The organism is Nonomuraea jiangxiensis, from assembly GCF_900099965.1.
In the GTDB taxonomy this organism is placed as follows: domain Bacteria; phylum Actinomycetota; class Actinomycetes; order Streptosporangiales; family Streptosporangiaceae; genus Nonomuraea; species Nonomuraea jiangxiensis.
Window position 1 is genome coordinate 446772 of record NZ_FNDJ01000005.1, and the last position, 14843, is coordinate 461614.

General features: G+C 70.9%; 18 protein-coding genes. 9 read left to right on the forward strand and 9 right to left on the reverse strand.

Annotated features, from left to right (window positions below; genetic code table 11):
* Positions 1–136 precede the first annotated feature (136 nt).
* Positions 137–655 carry a hypothetical protein gene (locus BLS95_RS14210; RefSeq protein ID WP_143043697.1) on the forward strand — a complete coding sequence of 173 codons (519 nt, stop codon included), beginning with the start codon at positions 137–139 and terminating at the stop codon, positions 653–655.
* 51 nt (positions 656–706) lie between these two features.
* On the opposite strand, the gene BLS95_RS14215 is transcribed toward BLS95_RS14210, so the two are convergent.
* Positions 707–1435: an SDR family NAD(P)-dependent oxidoreductase gene (locus BLS95_RS14215; protein WP_090931404.1), complete on the reverse strand. Its 729-nt coding sequence runs from the start codon at positions 1433–1435 to the stop codon at positions 707–709.
* Positions 1436–1593: 158 nt separating this feature from the next.
* Here BLS95_RS14215 and BLS95_RS14220 point away from each other — a divergent pair, with 158 nt between their 5' ends.
* Genes BLS95_RS14220 through BLS95_RS14235 form a run of 4 tightly spaced genes read left to right on the forward strand, consistent with a single transcriptional unit; the run spans position 1594 to position 5131 of the window.
* Entirely contained in the window at positions 1594–2688 is a 1095-nt protein-coding gene (locus BLS95_RS14220; protein WP_090931405.1) for a glycerophosphodiester phosphodiesterase, read from the forward strand.
* A 44-nt stretch (positions 2689–2732) separates the two neighbouring features.
* Positions 2733–4136 (forward strand): tetratricopeptide repeat protein, encoded by a 1404-nt coding sequence (locus tag BLS95_RS14225; protein ID WP_090931406.1) that lies wholly within the window; start codon positions 2733–2735, stop codon positions 4134–4136.
* Between the two features lie 41 nt (positions 4137–4177).
* Positions 4178–4744: a TetR/AcrR family transcriptional regulator gene (locus tag BLS95_RS14230; protein WP_090931407.1), complete on the forward strand. Its 567-nt coding sequence runs from the start codon at positions 4178–4180 to the stop codon at positions 4742–4744.
* Between the two features lie 3 nt (positions 4745–4747).
* Positions 4748–5131, forward strand: a complete 384-nt coding sequence (locus BLS95_RS14235; protein WP_090931408.1) for a tautomerase family protein — start codon at positions 4748–4750, stop codon at positions 5129–5131.
* Between the two features lie 228 nt (positions 5132–5359).
* Here BLS95_RS14235 and BLS95_RS14240 read toward each other — a convergent pair whose 3' ends face one another.
* Positions 5360–5845, reverse strand: a complete 486-nt coding sequence (locus BLS95_RS14240) for a TetR family transcriptional regulator (protein WP_090931409.1) — start codon at positions 5843–5845, stop codon at positions 5360–5362.
* Positions 5846–6016: 171 nt separating this feature from the next.
* Between BLS95_RS14240 and BLS95_RS14245 the strand changes: the two genes are divergently transcribed.
* The gene (locus BLS95_RS14245; RefSeq protein WP_090931471.1) at positions 6017–6907 is read left to right on the forward strand and encodes an NAD(P)H-binding protein; all 891 of its coding nucleotides are present in this window, start codon (positions 6017–6019) and stop codon (positions 6905–6907) included.
* 210 nt (positions 6908–7117) lie between these two features.
* Here BLS95_RS14245 and BLS95_RS14250 read toward each other — a convergent pair whose 3' ends face one another.
* Positions 7118–7603 (reverse strand): DUF3224 domain-containing protein, encoded by a 486-nt coding sequence (locus BLS95_RS14250; RefSeq protein WP_218135745.1) that lies wholly within the window; start codon positions 7601–7603, stop codon positions 7118–7120.
* Between the two features lie 106 nt (positions 7604–7709).
* Positions 7710–8345, reverse strand: a complete 636-nt coding sequence (locus tag BLS95_RS14255) for a TetR/AcrR family transcriptional regulator (RefSeq protein ID WP_090931410.1) — start codon at positions 8343–8345, stop codon at positions 7710–7712.
* Between the two features lie 153 nt (positions 8346–8498).
* Between BLS95_RS14255 and BLS95_RS14260 the strand changes: the two genes are divergently transcribed.
* On the forward strand, positions 8499–8687 hold the full coding sequence (locus tag BLS95_RS14260; protein WP_143043698.1) for a dihydrofolate reductase family protein: 189 nt from the start codon (positions 8499–8501) through the stop codon (positions 8685–8687).
* Between the two features lie 97 nt (positions 8688–8784).
* Here BLS95_RS14260 and BLS95_RS14265 read toward each other — a convergent pair whose 3' ends face one another.
* On the reverse strand, positions 8785–9252 hold the full coding sequence (locus tag BLS95_RS14265; RefSeq protein WP_090931411.1) for an SRPBCC domain-containing protein: 468 nt from the start codon (positions 9250–9252) through the stop codon (positions 8785–8787).
* An 88-nt stretch (positions 9253–9340) separates the two neighbouring features.
* Between BLS95_RS14265 and BLS95_RS14270 the strand changes: the two genes are divergently transcribed.
* Positions 9341–10168, forward strand: a complete 828-nt coding sequence (locus tag BLS95_RS14270) for a PIG-L family deacetylase (RefSeq protein ID WP_090931412.1) — start codon at positions 9341–9343, stop codon at positions 10166–10168.
* Positions 10169–10515: 347 nt separating this feature from the next.
* Here the strand turns inward: BLS95_RS14270 and BLS95_RS14275 are convergent, their stop codons facing one another.
* Genes BLS95_RS14275 through BLS95_RS14290 form a run of 4 tightly spaced genes read right to left on the reverse strand, consistent with a single transcriptional unit; the run spans position 10516 to position 14341 of the window.
* Positions 10516–11529: a LacI family DNA-binding transcriptional regulator gene (locus BLS95_RS14275; protein ID WP_218135746.1), complete on the reverse strand. Its 1014-nt coding sequence runs from the start codon at positions 11527–11529 to the stop codon at positions 10516–10518.
* Positions 11530–11550: 21 nt separating this feature from the next.
* Positions 11551–12372, reverse strand: a complete 822-nt coding sequence (locus BLS95_RS14280; protein WP_090931414.1) for an ATP-binding cassette domain-containing protein — start codon at positions 12370–12372, stop codon at positions 11551–11553.
* Positions 12369–13340, reverse strand: a complete 972-nt coding sequence (locus BLS95_RS14285; RefSeq protein ID WP_090931415.1) for an ABC transporter permease — start codon at positions 13338–13340, stop codon at positions 12369–12371. Before BLS95_RS14285 ends, BLS95_RS14280 begins: the two co-directional genes overlap by 4 nt.
* Positions 13341–13342: 2 nt before the next feature.
* Positions 13343–14341, reverse strand: coding sequence for a sugar ABC transporter substrate-binding protein (locus tag BLS95_RS14290; protein ID WP_090931416.1), 999 nt, complete (start codon positions 14339–14341; stop codon positions 13343–13345).
* Positions 14342–14490: 149 nt separating this feature from the next.
* Between BLS95_RS14290 and BLS95_RS56815 the strand changes: the two genes are divergently transcribed.
* Positions 14491–14843: hypothetical protein (locus BLS95_RS56815; protein WP_218135747.1), on the forward strand; the 353-nt coding region annotated here is incomplete at its 3' end.

The following is a 14843-nucleotide window of genomic DNA, read 5'->3' on the forward strand; positions in this document are numbered from 1 at the left end:
GTTTCGTCATGGCGGATGGCAGGTGGGGCGTCGGCCGGCCCGGCTGTGGACGAGACGTAAGGATTCGGTGAGAAATCTCGCTTGTTACGGCCCCTACGGTGATCATGAATCCCTGCACGCTTTCAAGGAACCGTCGATGCGCCGATCCCTCCGCGGTGCCATGTCCATGGCCATGGCCACGACCCTGATCGTGTCCACGTCGCTGCCCCCGCTCACCTGGCCGCCCCGCGTCGCTCCGTTTCTGACCAAGTTCTGGATGGCCGCGTACGCCCGGACACGACGCCCTTCACCGGAGGCGTCCCCGTGCCCTGCCGTTCCGACCGGCCTCCCCGAGCCGGAACACCGCCGCCGCGAACTGGTCCACGGCCCGTCGTACGGCTGGATCCACCACGACAACGGCATCACACAGGTGGAGCTCTCGCTGTACCGCATCACGACCGGCCGGCCGTGCCTAGGGCGCCAGCCCGAGGTGACCTGGGTGGTCGACTGGAGGGCGAACCTGACGGACGAGGCGTTCGCCCCGATCACCGGTGACGGCCGGCCCGTGACGGAGGACGCGGTGCGATCGGGCACCTGGGATGTCCTGGCGTGCACGCTGCTGCGCAACGAGTTCGCCTTTCACGCGCAGCGATACGGGCGCACCGGAGCCGCATGAATCCGCCCCTTCCACACCGTCGTCGTACACGGGAGTGGCGGCCCGCCGCGGTCAGCGCGGGTGAGCGCCGCCGTCCACACCCATCACCTGGCTGGTGACGAACCCGTTGCCGAGTACGGCCATCGCCAGGTCGGCCACCTCCTCGGGACGCCCGTACCGCCCCACGGGCAGGTTGTCCGGGGAGGCCGTGGCGGGGAGCATGCCGGTGTCCTCGATCAGCGCGGGCGCCAGGGCGTTCACGGTCACGCCACGCCGGGCCACCCGCGCGGCCAGGTAGTGGACCAGGCCGTGCAGCCCCGCCTTGGAGGCCGCGTAGTGCGGCCCGACGATGCCGCCGGTGAACCCCGCGACCGACGACATGAACAGCACCCGCCCGAACCCCCGCTCGACCATCCCCGGCAGCGCCCGCTGGGCCAGCAGGAACGGCGCCCGCAGGTTGACGGCCATCGTCCGCTCCCACGTCGCGGCGTCCACGTCGGTGTAGTCGAGCTGGACGGCGTGTCCCGCGTTGGCGATCAGCAGGTCGACCGGGCCGAGCGCCTCGGCCGTGGCGCCCAGCAGGGCCATCGGCACCTGGGGATCGGCCAGGTCGCCCGGGAACGCGGCCGCGTCCACCCCCGCCGCCCGCGACTCCGCCACCAGTTCGTCGGCCTGGCGGGCGCGGGAGCCGTACGCGAAGGCCGTGCGCACGCCGGCGGCGATGAGCCGGCGCCCGAGCGCCCGCCCGATGCCGCCGGACGCGCCGGTCAGCAGGGCCACGCGGCCGTCGAGATCGGTCATGTCCCCAATCTTCCACGCGACGGCGCGAAACCCCGGCACCCGCGCCCGGTGTCCCCGAGCGTGTCATCCCAGCTCCCGCGCCGGGCCCCGACAGGCCCGACTCCCCCTGTGCGCCCGTCCGTAACTCGTGGTCCACCTGAGCGGTCTACGGTGCGCGCATGACAATCCGAAGGATCTTAGCCAGTGTGCTGGCCGGTGTGGTCGCCGGCGGTACGGTCGCCTTTGTGCTGACCCAGACGCCTCCCGCCACGGCCGACCGCCGCGGCCAGGAGCCCCTCGTGATCGGCCACCGGGGCGCCAGCGCGCACCGGCCCGAGCACACCCTCCTGTCGTACGAGACGGCCATCGCGATGGGCGCCGACTACATCGAGCCCGACCTCGTCTCCACCAAGGACCACGTGCTGGTGGCCCGGCACGAGAACGAGATCTCCGGCACCACCGACGTGGCCGACCACCCCGAGTTCGCCCCCCGCCGCACCACCAAGACCGTGGACGGCCGCCCTGTCACCGGCTGGTTCACCGAAGACTTCACGCTGGCCGAGCTCAAGACGCTGCGGGCCAAGGAACGCGTGCCCGACCTGCGGCCCGACAACACGGCCTTCGACGGGCTGCCGGAGATCCCGACGTTCGAGGAGGTCGTCAAGCTGGCCCTGCGGCACGGCGTCGGCGTCTACCCCGAGACCAAGCACCCGACCTACTTCGACTCCATCGGCCTGTCGCTGGAGGAGCCGCTGCTGGACGTGCTGAACCGGAACCGCGTGCGCAAGGCGTACATCCAGTCCTTCGAGACCGCGAACCTGCGCGACCTGAGCCGCAGGACCCGGCTGCCGCTGGTCCAGCTCATCACGTTCGGCGGCGCGCCGTACGACTGGATCGCCGCCGGGAGCACCCGGACCTATGACGACATGGTGACGCCCGAGGGGCTGCGCGAGGTGGCCCGTTACGCGAGCGGCATCGGCGTGGACACCCGGCGTGTGGTGCCCCAGGACGCCTCCGGCCGGACCACGCAGCCCACGACGCTGGTCGCCGACGCCCACCGCAGGCAGCTCGACGTGCACGTCTGGACGGTACGCAACGAGAACTCCCAGCTCCCCGCCGACTACCGGCTGGGCAACCCGGCGAGCCCGGTCTACCCGCGGGCGACCGGTGACGTGATGGGCTGGGTGTCGCGGCTCATCGAGCTGGGCGTCGACGGCGTGTTCTGCGACGACCCCTCCATGGGCCGGGCCGTGGTGGCCCGCCGCTCGCTCTGAGCCGGTACGCGTCGCGGCGCCGGCCCCCTGGGTACGCTGAATCGGTGACCACCGACCAGCACGGCCTGGCGATGACCGGGGCCGGCGCCGCCGCCGCACAGCACTACGACCGGGCGATCGACGAGCTGCTGCACTTCAGGGTGGAGGTCGCCACCGAGACGAAGGCGGCGCTCGCCGAGTCGCCCGGTTTCCCGATGGCCAACGTCCTGTCGGCGTACCTGGGGTTGCTGACCACCGAGGCGGACGACGCCCGCAAGGCGCGGGCGCGGTTCGGCGCGTTCCGCCGCGGGACCGACGAGCACGCGCTGCTGCCCCGCGAGCGGGCGCACGTGGCGGCCGTCCAGGCCCTGCTCGACGGCGACTTCCTGACCTGCGGGGCGCTGCTCGGCGAGATCACCGTGGAGCATCCGCGTGACGCGCTGGCGCTGGCCGTCGGGCACCAGATCGACTTCTTCACCGGCGACGCGCGCTCGCTGCGCGACCGGATCGGCGGCGCGCTGACCGCCTGGCGCGAGGACGACCGGCACTTCGGCCACCTGCTCGGCATGTACGCCTTCGGCCTGGAGGAGGCCGGGCACTACGACAGGTCGGAGGAGGTCGGGCTGCGGGCCGTGGAGCTGAACCCGCGTGACGTGTGGGGCATCCACGCGGTGGTGCACACCTACGAGATGCAGGGCCGCTTCGGCGACGGCCTGCGCTACCTCGACGCGCGGACGCGGGACTGGTCGACGGGCACGTTCTTCAACATCCACAACTGGTGGCACTACGGCCTCTATGCCCTGGAGTCCGGCGACGTGCCGCGGGCGCTGGCGATCTACGACTCGGTGCTGGCGGGCGGGGAGTCCAGCATGGAGCTGCTCGACGCCGCCGCCCTGCTCTGGCGGCTCCACCTGGAGGGCTCCGACCAGCACGAACGCTGGCTCGGCCTGGCCGAGGCGTGGCCGCCGCTGGTGGCCGAGCCGTTCTACGCGTTCAACGACATGCACGCGGTCATGTCGTACGTGGGCGCGGGGCGGATCGGGGACGCGGAGAAGCTGGTGGCCGCGCGGGAGGCGTACGTGCTGGAGCCGCGTCCGGGGGTGACGAACCTGGACATGACGCTCCACGTGGGCCTGCCGGTGTGCCGTGCCGTCGTGGCCTTCGGCCGGGGCGACTACGCGTCGGTGGTGGATCTGCTCTATCCGATCAGGCACCGGATCAACGAGTTCGGCGGCAGCCACGCGCAGCGGGACGCCGTCCAGCGGACCCTCCTGGAGGCGGTCCTGCGGGCGGGGCGGCGGGACCTGGCCAGGACGCTGGTGAGCGAGCGGATCAACGTACGGCCGTGCAGCCCGTACAACTGGCTCAAGCAGGCGGCCCTGGCCGACCTGCTCGGCGAGCGCGGCGCGGCGGCCGCGGCCCGGGTCCGCGCGGACGAGCTGGCCCGGGACGGCGGCCGGACCCCGTAGCCGAGGATATCGCGATCCTCTGTACCTACTAGTATGTAGGCATGGACACGAGGGAACGGCTCATCGAGAGCACGCGCGAGCTGCTGTGGGAACGCGGCTATGTGGGCACGAGCCCCAAGGCCATCCAGCACCGGTCGGGCGCGGGCCAGGGCAGTATGTACCACCACTTCACCGGCAAACCCGACCTCGCGCTGGCCGCGATGACCCGTAGCGCGCAGGAGATGAGGGACAGCGCCGAAGCCGCCTTCACCGGGCCCGGCACCGCGCTCCAGCGGGTGAGCGCCTACCTGCGCCGCGAACGGGACGCGCTCAAGGGCTGCCCCGTGGGCCGCCTCACCCAGGACCCCGACGTGATGGCCGACCCGGTGCTGCGCAAGCCGGTCGAGGAGACGTTCGCCTGGCTCGCCGACCGGCTGGCCGGGCTGCTGGCGGAGGCCCGCGAGGACGGCGAGCTCGACGCGGCGCTCGACCCCGCCGCCACGGCCGCCGCGCTGGCCGCCGTGGTGCAGGGCGGCTACGTCCTGGCCCGTGCCGCCGGCCGGCCCGACGCGTACGCCGCGGCCGTCGAAGGCGCCCTCGGCCTGCTGACCCGCCCGAAAGGGGACTGAGCCATGCCCTTCGTCCGCATCGACGCGCTGCGGGGCGGCGCCGAACGGCTCGACGCGCTCGGCCGCGCCGTGCACGACGCCCTCGTGGAGACCATCGGCATCCCGCCCGACGACCTCTTCCAGGTCCTGACCGGCCACGACGGCACTCTGCGGTACGGCACATTCCCCGGCATCGACCGCGACGACGACGTGGTGTTCGTGGCGATCACCATGCGCTCCGGCCGCACGCCCGCCCAGAAGCAGGCCATGTACCGGCGCATCGCGGAGTTCGCCCACGAGTACGCGGGCACCGAACCACGCAACGTGCTCGTCACCGTGACGGAGAACGAGTCCATCGACTGGTCGTTCGGCAACGGAGTGGCCCACTACGCCGCCCCCGCCCTCTAAGGTGGCGTAGCGGGCCCATGACGCGCTCAGCGTCGAGCCCGACCACCAGGCCACACATGCCCACTCACGCAGGGTCAGCAGCCGCAACCGCACCGGCTCTCGGCCGCGCAGGCCGGGCACCGTCAGGGGATCCCGGCGGCCGGGTGGGACGGCTGGTCACGGCATCAAGATTGCCGGCATGAGCCGATCATCCCCGGGCCGGAACACCGGCGCTGTCCGAGGCTTGCGTTACCGCAGTTGAGCGAATGCCTGGTCAGCGTCGGCGACGGCCTCGGGGTGGACGTCGCGGGCGGTTCGCCCGTCGGCGATTTTCTGCCAGTTGGCCCGGGCGAGCACCCGTTGGACCGCGAGCACCTGCGCGGCTCGCAGTCGTGCGTGGATGCCCGGGCCGAGGGCGCCCGCCAGCGCCTCCTCGTCCTCGAGCATGTACTGCGTGAGCCGTCCCGCCAGGCTCGGTGTGGTGAACACCAGCCGGTGAAACGCCACCACCTCGGAATGGTCGTTGAGGCCGGTGACGGGTTCGTACCGATCGAGGCCGGCCCGGAAGTGACGGTGCAGCGCCGTCACCGGGGAGACGTCGGGCCGGCGGTCACGCACGACGCGCGCGGCCTCGCCGTGGTGATCCGCGAATCGGTGCAGCGAGATCGCCGCGTCGGCGATGGCGTCACGGGTCCGCGCCTTCTTGCGGGCCCGCAGCCCCATCGGCTCGATCACCCGATCAGCGTAAGTAACGTTTGATGGACATGTGACTCAGACAGACACTCTCGTGGCCGGTGCCACCCCGACCGGCCTGACGCTCGCGTGTGATCTCGCCCGGCGCATGCGCTCCCGGGAGGACTGCATGGCTCACCACACGCGCCTGCCACGGACCTCGGCGAGGTGCTCATGACACGAACGCACGTGCCTCCGGTACTCGTCACCGGGGCCACCGGCCGGGTTGGCCGCGTCGTCATCGATCGACTCATCGACGCGGGCGTGCCGGTCCGCGCCCTCACGCGTCGCCCCGAGGCGGCGGCGACGCTGCCGGCGAACGTCGAGGTCGTCACCGGCGACCTCACCGTGCCCGAATCACTCGACGCCGCATTGCGAAGCACCGGTGCCGTCTTCCTCGTCTGGACCGCCCCGCCGGCGACCGCTCCGGCAGTTGTCGAGCGTCTGGCAGCCCACGCGCGGCGTGTCGTCTTTCTCTCCTCACCGCACCAGACGCCACACCCCTTCTTCCAGCAGCCGAATCCCATGGCGGCACTCCACGCCGATATTGAGCGACTCATCGCGGCCACCGGACTCGAGTCGACGATCATCCGTCCGGGAATGTTCGCGTCGAACACGTTGTCCTGGTGGGCGACCGCAATCCGGGCCGGCGATGTCGTCCGGTGGCCTTACGGCGCTGCCGAAACGGCACCCATCGATGACCGCGACATCGCAGCCGTCGCGGCACGGACCCTGTACCAGGACGGACATGCCGGAGGCGACTACGTCCTCACGGGCCCCGAGCCGCTGAGTCAGGCAGCGCAGGTGAGCATCATCGGTGACGTCCTGAGACGCCGGATCAGGTTTGAGGAGCTGACGCCGGACCAGTTCCGGAGTCAGACGGAGGGAAGCTGGCCCCGCCCGGCCGTCGACATGCTGCTCGCCGCTTGGAGCGCGACGATCGGAAGGCCCGCGTTCATCACCTCTACTGTCTCCGACATCCTCGGATCGGCGCCGCGATCGTTTCGCCAGTGGGTCGCCGACCACGCCACCGCGTTCATGGAGGGCCCCACCCCATCAAGCTGATCCTCACCCCAGCCAGGCACCGAACCAAGGCCACCACAGCCCCGGCTCCAAAGCACGCCGGGACCGCCACCCCACCCCGCCCCGAAGACCAGGGCGGGGCCGGCACCGCGACCTCGTCATAGATCCGCGTGCCGCCGGTCTCGATGCAACCGGGACGAGCGAGGGCATGACCGCACGGCGCCTTGCCCGGGATCGCGGACATGTGCTGCCTTACTTGTCGAACCAGTGGGTGAAGCTGTCCTCGGCTCGCCAGGTGCCGTCCGGCCCCAGCGCCACGGTGAACGTGCCGCGCCCGCGCAGCCCGGCCAGCTCTCCCGTGCCGGATCCCGGGACCACCGTCCAGAAGCCCCGCCCCGCCCCCGGCCGGTCCCCATAGCCGTAGCTGGTCAGTACGAAACTCCCTGATCGGCCGTCGATGGTGCCGACGACCCGTTCGACCCCGGCGACGATCTGCGAGCCGTCCGGTTGCATCACCCGAACGTGGTCGGCGTGCCCCGTGCCCTCGATGCCACCGGTGAACCGCTCCGTCATGAGCGTCGCGAACACCGCCGGACCGCCCTCGACCTGCGGGCCGATGTCCTGCCTGTCCATGGTCAGCACCACGACGGAGCTGGTGTGTGTCACCGCGTCAGCCGGCGGCTGCTCCTCCGCGAAGGTGACAGGTCCCTCGGTGAGTCCGCCCCAGGTGAATGACATGTGATCTTTCCCTTCCGCCGGACCTTGCCCGGCAACTATCAAACCAAACCGTTCAGTTCTCTTTCGAGGCAGGCGAAGAGCGTTCATGACCGATACCCCTCAGCCTTCAGGTGATCGCGCGCAGGAACATGTCCACGATCCGCTCGACGCGCTCGCGATCAGGGGCGGCCACCGGCCCATCCACGGCCACGATCCCGTCCGGCAGGACGTAGGTGAGCAGGCCACCCGTGAGCAACCGGGTCGCCGCCTCCACGTCATCGACCACCACAACCCCGGCCTCACGCGCCCGCTCCAGCAATCCGGCCACCACGAGCCGAATGCCCCCGGTGATCGTCTGAGCCCACAGCCGCCCGATCTCCGGCACCCGTGGCGAGTCGGCGATGATGACGCGCGCCAAGGCGAGATAGTCGCTACCCGACACGGCCTCCAGCACCTCCGATGCCAGCTCGACCAGCGTGGCCCGAAGCGCCGGCAGCGAGTCCACCGACCGCTCGCCTTCCAGTACCGCGTGATCGCGATTCAGCCTCGCCAGCAGCGAGCCGAGCACGTCGACCATGAGCTGCTCTTTACTGCGGTAATAGACGTACAGCGTCTGCTTGGACACACCTGCGGCCTTGGCGATGGCGTCCGTGGTCGCGCCGGCGAACCCCTCCGCCAGGAAGACGCGCGTTGCCCCATGACGGATCTGAGCCCGCTTGGCCTCACTACGCGCCGACCCCTGAGCCACCTTGGCCGCCTCCATGCTCCAAACCGTACTGTTCAGTTTGATTCTGCGTCAAGACGTCCCGATACGATGCGCCTCCGCCCACGTACACCCGGACTTCTTGGGCAGCCGCCCGTCTCTGACATCCGGTGAATGTCCGGTTGTTGTCCTGGTGAGGCGTAGTTCACATAGGTGGAATCAGGGGCCCGATCGGCGCTGGAGGCCGGGGGGCTGGACGAGCTCCGGATTCATCTGGTCCCCGTGCTGCTCGGTCGCGGGCGCCGCCTGTTCGACGTCCTGCCGTCGGAGATGGAGTTGGAGGTCATCCGAGTGATCGACACGCCGGCGGCCACCCACATCCGCTACCGCGTCCGTCGCTGAGCCGGTCGGCCCGCGGTGGCGCCTGGTTGCAGGGGTTCGAGCCGAATCGCGATCACCGGCGCCCGATCGGCCGCCGGTGCGGCACGGACTCGACGGGTCAGTCCGCCTGGCCGCCCTCGACGAGCTTGGCGAGGTTGTCCAGGGCCATCCGGGTGCCGGTCTCGTTGTCGGCGGCGGGCACGACGTCGGGAATCCCCTCGTGCAGGATGCGGACCTCGGTGCCGCCGTCCACCTCGGTCAGCGTCGTGGTCATCGTCATCTCGCCGCGCATCGCCGGATCCGCCGTCTCGAACTCGAACACCTCGACCACCTGCTCACCCGGCACCAGCCGGACGAAGTGACCGTGGTAGGTGTCGGTGTGCGCGGCCGACTTGCCTGTCCCGGTCGGTGCGTCGTACGTGAGCGAGACCCGGAACGTGCCACCTTCACGAGCGTCGAACTCGTGCACGTGAGAGCTCATATCGACCGGCACCCGCCACCTGGCGATCGCGTCCGGATCGATGAGTGCCCGGTAGACGGCCTGAGGCGGGGCGCTGACACGTCGGGAGATCTGTGTCGAATACACGCGTCCACCCTACGGCCTCGCACCGGGCAGACGGGGAGCGGAATGGGCCGGACGTCGATTGTCGGGGGCGGCGGCTAGTGTTCGAGCCATGGAACGCCAACTCACCCTGATGGCCGTGCACGCCCACCCCGACGACGAGTGTCTGAGCACGGGCGGCATTCTCGCCCGCTACACCGAGGAGGGCATCCGCACAGTCCTCGTCACCTGCACCAACGGCGAGCAGGGCGACGGCCCGAATGGTGTCAAGCCGGGCGAGCCGGGGCATGACCCCGAGGCCGTGGCCGAGCGGCGGCTGGGCGAGCTGCGCGAGTCGGTCGCTCACCTGGGCATCGACCACCTGGAGCTGCTCGGTTACCGCGACTCCGGCATGGAGGGCTGGGACACCAACGCCCATCCCGACGCGTTCGCCAACGTGCCGGTCCAGACGGCCGCGACGCGGCTGGCGGCGCTGATGGAGCACTACCGGCCCCAGGTCGTGATCACCTATGACGAGACGGGTGGCAGCGGCTACAACCACCCGGACCACGTGCAGACCCACCGGGTCACGATGGCGGCCACCGAGCTGACCGGCATCCCCGACAAGCTCTACTACACGGCCATCCCCCGGGCCTCGATCAAGCGGATGTTCGAGCTGATGCGCGACACCGGCATCGACCTCGGCGACTTCCAGCCCTCCGACGACTTCGGCACCCCCGACGAGCGGGTCACCAGCATCGTCGACGTCAGCCCCTACGTCGAGCGCAAGCTCAAGGCCCTCAAGGCGCACGAGAGCCAGGGTGACAGCATCTTCCTGCTGCGCATGCCGGAGGAGGCGCAGCAGCAGGCGTTCTCACACGAGGCGTTCGAGCGCAAGCTGAGCAAGGTGAGCGCGCCCGATCATGAGGAGGATCTGTTCGCGGGCCTGCGCGATGGCTAGGTCCTCCTGATCCTGCCCGCCGCCGCCTGTGGGGATTGGTCGCCGGGGGTCTGACACTCCGGGCGGGTCGGGGTGCGGGGTTGGGGTTACGTGGGCGAGCTGACATGCCGGTTCACCGCCCCCGCACTCGATGCCGCCGGCCCGCACGCCCGCTCCAGATGCTCGGGAGCCGCTCAGCCGGGCCGCTCGCTTCACGGAGGGATGTCCCACGGGACGGCCCCATGCCAAGCGCACGCGGTTGCGTCCCCGCGCAAAGGGCGGGCCGGTGGCCCTGATCGGAAGGCCAGCGGGGGCGCTTCCTTTGTGTGGGGTCGTCTGGCTTTGTCCGGGTGGGCGGGGCCTTGTGGTTAACGGGGTGGTGGGGGAAGTTCGCCCGAGCCCCGGGGCAGCAGGCGGGTCGGGACGAGGGAGCGGCGGGCCCTGGAGCGGTCGCCGTCCAGCCGGGCCAGCACCAGTTGCGCCGCCACCGCCCCCATCCCCGCCGGGTCCTGGGCCACCACCGTCAGCGGCGGGTCGAGCACCTCGGCCAGCGGCAGGTCGTCGAAGCCGACGAGGGCCACGTCCCGGCGCCCCGCCCGTGACAGCGCCAGCACCGCGCCCATCGACGCGAGGTTGTTGGCGGCGAACAGCGCCGTCGGGGGATCGGCCAGCTCCAGCAGTCGCAGGGTGGCGTGGGCCGCGGCCTCCTGGTCGTGGCCGGTCTCCACGAGCGCGCGGTCGAAGGGCAGCCCCGCCCGGCCGAGGGCGTCGCGGTAGCCGAGGAAACGTTCGCGGCGGGTGTAGAGGGTGGCGGGCTGGTCGCCGACGAACCCGATCCGGCGGTGGCCGTAGGCGACCAGATGGGCGACGCCGGCCCGGGCGCCCTCCCGGTTGGCGCTGACCACGCTGTCGGCCCGCAGCCCGACGGCCGGGCGGTCGAGGAACACGATGGGCAGGCCCGCCACCCGCTCGGTGCGCAGATGGCGGTGGTCGCCGGCGGCGGAGGGGACGATCATGAGCGCGCTCACCCGGCGGGCCAGGAACGTGGCGATCAGCGACTGCTCCAGCTCGGCCGTCTCGCTGGAGGAGCCCACGATGAGGGTGAGACCGCGGGCGCGGACGGCGCTCTCGACGCCGCCCGCGACCGTACCGAAGAACGGGTTGCCCATCTCGGGGATGATCAGGCCGACGGCGGCGTCCCTGGCGCCGACCCGCATGTTGCGGGCCATCAGGTTGGGCTGGTAGCCCAGCTTGCGGACCGCCGCCATGACGCGTTCGCGGGTCTCCACGGCGACCGGGCCGTCGTCGTTGAGCACCCGCGAGACGGTCTTCGCCGTGACCCCCACCTCGCGGGCCACGTCTGTCATCGTGGGGCGCCGCATTCCGCTCATGCTAGTGGCCCGTCAGGACAGGCCGATCGCCCTGGCCGCGCCCTGGTCGGCCACCACGGCCTTGCCCTCCGACACCTGGAGCGCGCCGGTCATGATGGCCACCACCTCGGCCATGCCGTGCTCGCCGGGACTGAGCTCGGCGACCCTGCGGCCCAGGCGCTGGACGTGGATGCGGTCGGCGATCTCGAACACGTGCGGCATGTTGTGGCTGATCAGCACCACCGGGGTGCCCCGGTCGCGGACCCGCCTGATCATGTCGAGCACCTGGCCGGACTCCTTGACCCCGAGCGCCGCCGTGGGCTCGTCCATGACGACGACGTGCGTCGCCCACGCCACCGCCCTGGCCACGGCCACGCCCTGGCGCTGCCCGCCCGACAGCGACTCGACCGGCTGGGTGAGCGAGCGCAGCCCGATCTTGAGCTCGGCCATGTGCCGGGCAGACTCCTCGCGCATGCGTTTCTTGTCCAGCAGCCGGAAGACCCGGCCGAGCACCCCCGGCTTGCGCAGCTCCCTGCCCAGGAACATGTTGGTCGCGATGTCCAGCGAGGCCGCGACCGCGAGGTCCTGGTAGACGGTCTCGATGCCGTGCCGGCGCGCGTCCAGCGGGTCGCGGAAGCGCACGGGCTCGCCGTCGAGCCGGATCTCCCCGGCGTCGGGCTGGAGGGCGCCGGTCAGCGCCTTGATCAGGCTCGTCTTGCCGGCGCCGTTGTCGCCGATGACCGCGAGCACCTCGCCTGGCCACAGGTCGAAGTCGGCGCCGTCGAGCGCGGTCACGTGCCCGTACCGCTTGACCAGGCCACGGGCCTGGAGGACCGGCGTCTGGGGGCTCGTCATCGGTTCCTCCTGCGGGAGAGCTGGTCGACGGCGACGGCGAGGATCACCAGGATGCCGGTGATGAGCGTCTGGTAGATCGACGGGACGCCCATGAGCTGCAGGCCGTTCCGGAACACCCCCACGATGAGCGCTCCGACCAGCGTGCCGAGCACCATCCCGCGACCGCCGAACAGGCTGGTGCCGCCGAGAACGACCGCGGTGATGCTGTCCAGGTTGTCGGTCTGGCCGGCCTGCGGGTCGCCCACGCCGGTACGGGAGACCAGCAGCAGGGCGGCGATGCCGTACACGAAGCCGGCCAGCGTGTAGACGCCGACGGTCAGGCGGCGCGTCCTGATGCCGGTCAGGCGGGCCACCTCGGGGCTGTTGCCGAGCGCGTACACGTGCCGGCCCCACGCGGTGGAGCCCAGCAGGTACGCGAACAGCAGGAACAGCAGAATCGTCAGCAGCGAGCCGTAGGTGACGTTCGTCTGGCCGAGCCGGAAGGTCTGCCCGAGGAACGTCAGCGGCGCGGGCAGGTTCGTGACCGTCTGCTCGGCCGAGTAGATGTGGGTCAGCGCGAAGACCACGTTCAGCATGCCGAGCGTCACGATGAACGGCGGCAGTGAGATCCGCGTCACCAGCAGCCCGTTGACCAGCCCGAACCCGGCGCACACGGCGAGCCCGGCGGCGATGGCGAGCAGCGCGGGCAGGCCGCTGTCCACGGCCAGCTTGGTCATCACGATGCCGCCGAACGCCATGATCGCGCCGTTGGCCAGGTCGATGCCCGCGGTGAGGATGATCAGTGTCTGCCCGATGGCCAGCGTGCCGACCACCATGACCTGCTGGATGATCAGGGAGAAGTTGGGCCCGGTGAAGAACTGGCCGGTGTTCAGCCCGAAGAACAGGCAGGCCAGCAGGAGGGCGGCCAGCGGGCCGGCGACAGGGGTGCTGATCAGGCGGCGTGGCAGCGTCGCTTCGGTCACGGTCATGCTCAGCCCCAGCAGTTGGCCAGGCCGAACGCGGTGTCCTTGGCCTCGACGCCGGTGACCGCCTTATCGGTGATCAGGGTGACGCCGGTGTCGGTGTAGCCGCTGGCCTTCTGCCCGCTCTGGGCGAACGTGGCCACGGCCTTGACGCCGTCCTCGGCCATCTTGAGCGGGTACTGCTGGCTGGTGGCGGCGATCTGCCCCGCCTGTACGGCCTTGGTGCCGGTGCAGCCGCCGTCCACGGACACGATCAGCACGTCCTTCTCCCGGCCCTTGGCCTTCAGCGCCGTGTACGCGCCCAGCGCGGCGGGCTCGTTGATGGTGTAGACGAGGTTGATGCCGGGGGCCTTCTGCAGGCAGTTCTCCATGGCGGTCTGGCCCTTGGCCTGGTCGCCCCGGGTGTCCTGGGAGCAGACGACGGCCGGGTCGCCCGACTGGATCCCGAACCCCTTGAGGAACCCGTCGTGCCTGAGCTGCCCCACCGTGATGCCGGGGGCCAGGTCCAGCGTGGCGATCTTGGCGGGCTTGCCGGCCATGGCCGCCTTGGCGTACTGGCCGATCAGCTCGCCCGCCTTGAAGTTGTCGGTCGCGAACAGCGCGTCGGTGGCGTCCTGCGGCTCCGTCGGGGTGTCGAGCGCGATGACGAGGACGCCGGCGTCGCGGGCCTTCTTGATCGCCGGGACGATGGCCTTGGTGTCGCTCGGGGTGATGAGCAGGCCTTTCACGCCGGCGGCGACCATGTTCTCGATGGCCGTGATCTGGGAGGCGTTGTCGCCGTCGAACTTGCCGGCCGCGCTCATCAGCTCCAGGCCGTTGGCCTCGGCGGCCTGTTCGGCGCCTTCCTTCATCTTGACGAAGAACGGGTTGGTCTCGGTCTTGGTGATCAGCCCGACCTTGGGCTTGGCGGAGGCGCCCTGGCCGCCGCCTCCGTTGCCGCCGCAGGCTGCGACGCCGAGGACGATCAGGGTGGTGGTGAGGAGGCCGGCCGTAAGCTTTGTCTTCATGGGCGGTGTCCCATCAGCGAGTCCTCGATGACATCGTTGACATATGTCAACGTTGACATCAGCCGTGCTGCGATGATGAACTCCGATTCCAGTTGCGTCAATGCCTCCGTGCCGTCACGAATCGGCAATGTGCCGGAAAGGTAGGTTCGATGATCGCCGTCCTGGGCGAGTGCGTCGCCGACGGCTTCACCGAGCGGCGTCCCGACGAGCGTCCGCACCCGGGAAGCCCACCGCACACCGGCATCGAACAGGCCGCCACCGAAACGGGGAACGCCGCCAGGGCTGCAGCCGGGCGCGCGGCCGAGGTCGGGAGCGCCCCCGAGGTCGGAGCCGAGAGCGGGACCGAGAGCGCGACCGTGGCCGGAGTCAGGAGCGGGGCCGGGGTTGGGAGCGGCGTCGGGGTCGGGAGCGGGGCCGGAGTCAGCAGCGGGGCCGGAGTCAGCAGCGGGGCCGGAGTCAGCAGCGGGGCCGGAGTCAGCAGCGGGGCCGGAGTCAGCAGCGG

Coding starts and splice junctions, on each gene's coding strand:
- BLS95_RS14280 (WP_090931414.1), bottom strand. CDS start 12,372: ATGACGAGCCCCCAGACGCCGGTCCTCCAGGCCCGTGGCCTGGTCAAG.
- BLS95_RS14255 (WP_090931410.1), bottom strand. CDS start 8,345: ATGGAGGCGGCCAAGGTGGCTCAGGGGTCGGCGCGTAGTGAGGCCAAG.
- BLS95_RS14230 (WP_090931407.1), top strand. CDS start 4,178: ATGGACACGAGGGAACGGCTCATCGAGAGCACGCGCGAGCTGCTGTGG.
- BLS95_RS14270 (WP_090931412.1), top strand. CDS start 9,341: ATGGAACGCCAACTCACCCTGATGGCCGTGCACGCCCACCCCGACGAC.
- BLS95_RS14210 (WP_143043697.1), top strand. CDS start 137: ATGCGCCGATCCCTCCGCGGTGCCATGTCCATGGCCATGGCCACGACC.
- BLS95_RS14220 (WP_090931405.1), top strand. CDS start 1,594: ATGACAATCCGAAGGATCTTAGCCAGTGTGCTGGCCGGTGTGGTCGCC.
- BLS95_RS14290 (WP_090931416.1), bottom strand. CDS start 14,341: ATGAAGACAAAGCTTACGGCCGGCCTCCTCACCACCACCCTGATCGTC.
- BLS95_RS14275 (WP_218135746.1), bottom strand. CDS start 11,529: ATGCGGCGCCCCACGATGACAGACGTGGCCCGCGAGGTGGGGGTCACG.
- BLS95_RS14235 (WP_090931408.1), top strand. CDS start 4,748: ATGCCCTTCGTCCGCATCGACGCGCTGCGGGGCGGCGCCGAACGGCTC.
- BLS95_RS14285 (WP_090931415.1), bottom strand. CDS start 13,340: ATGACCGTGACCGAAGCGACGCTGCCACGCCGCCTGATCAGCACCCCT.
- BLS95_RS14215 (WP_090931404.1), bottom strand. CDS start 1,435: ATGACCGATCTCGACGGCCGCGTGGCCCTGCTGACCGGCGCGTCCGGC.
- BLS95_RS14245 (WP_090931471.1), top strand. CDS start 6,017: ATGACACGAACGCACGTGCCTCCGGTACTCGTCACCGGGGCCACCGGC.
- BLS95_RS14250 (WP_218135745.1), bottom strand. CDS start 7,603: ATGTCATTCACCTGGGGCGGACTCACCGAGGGACCTGTCACCTTCGCG.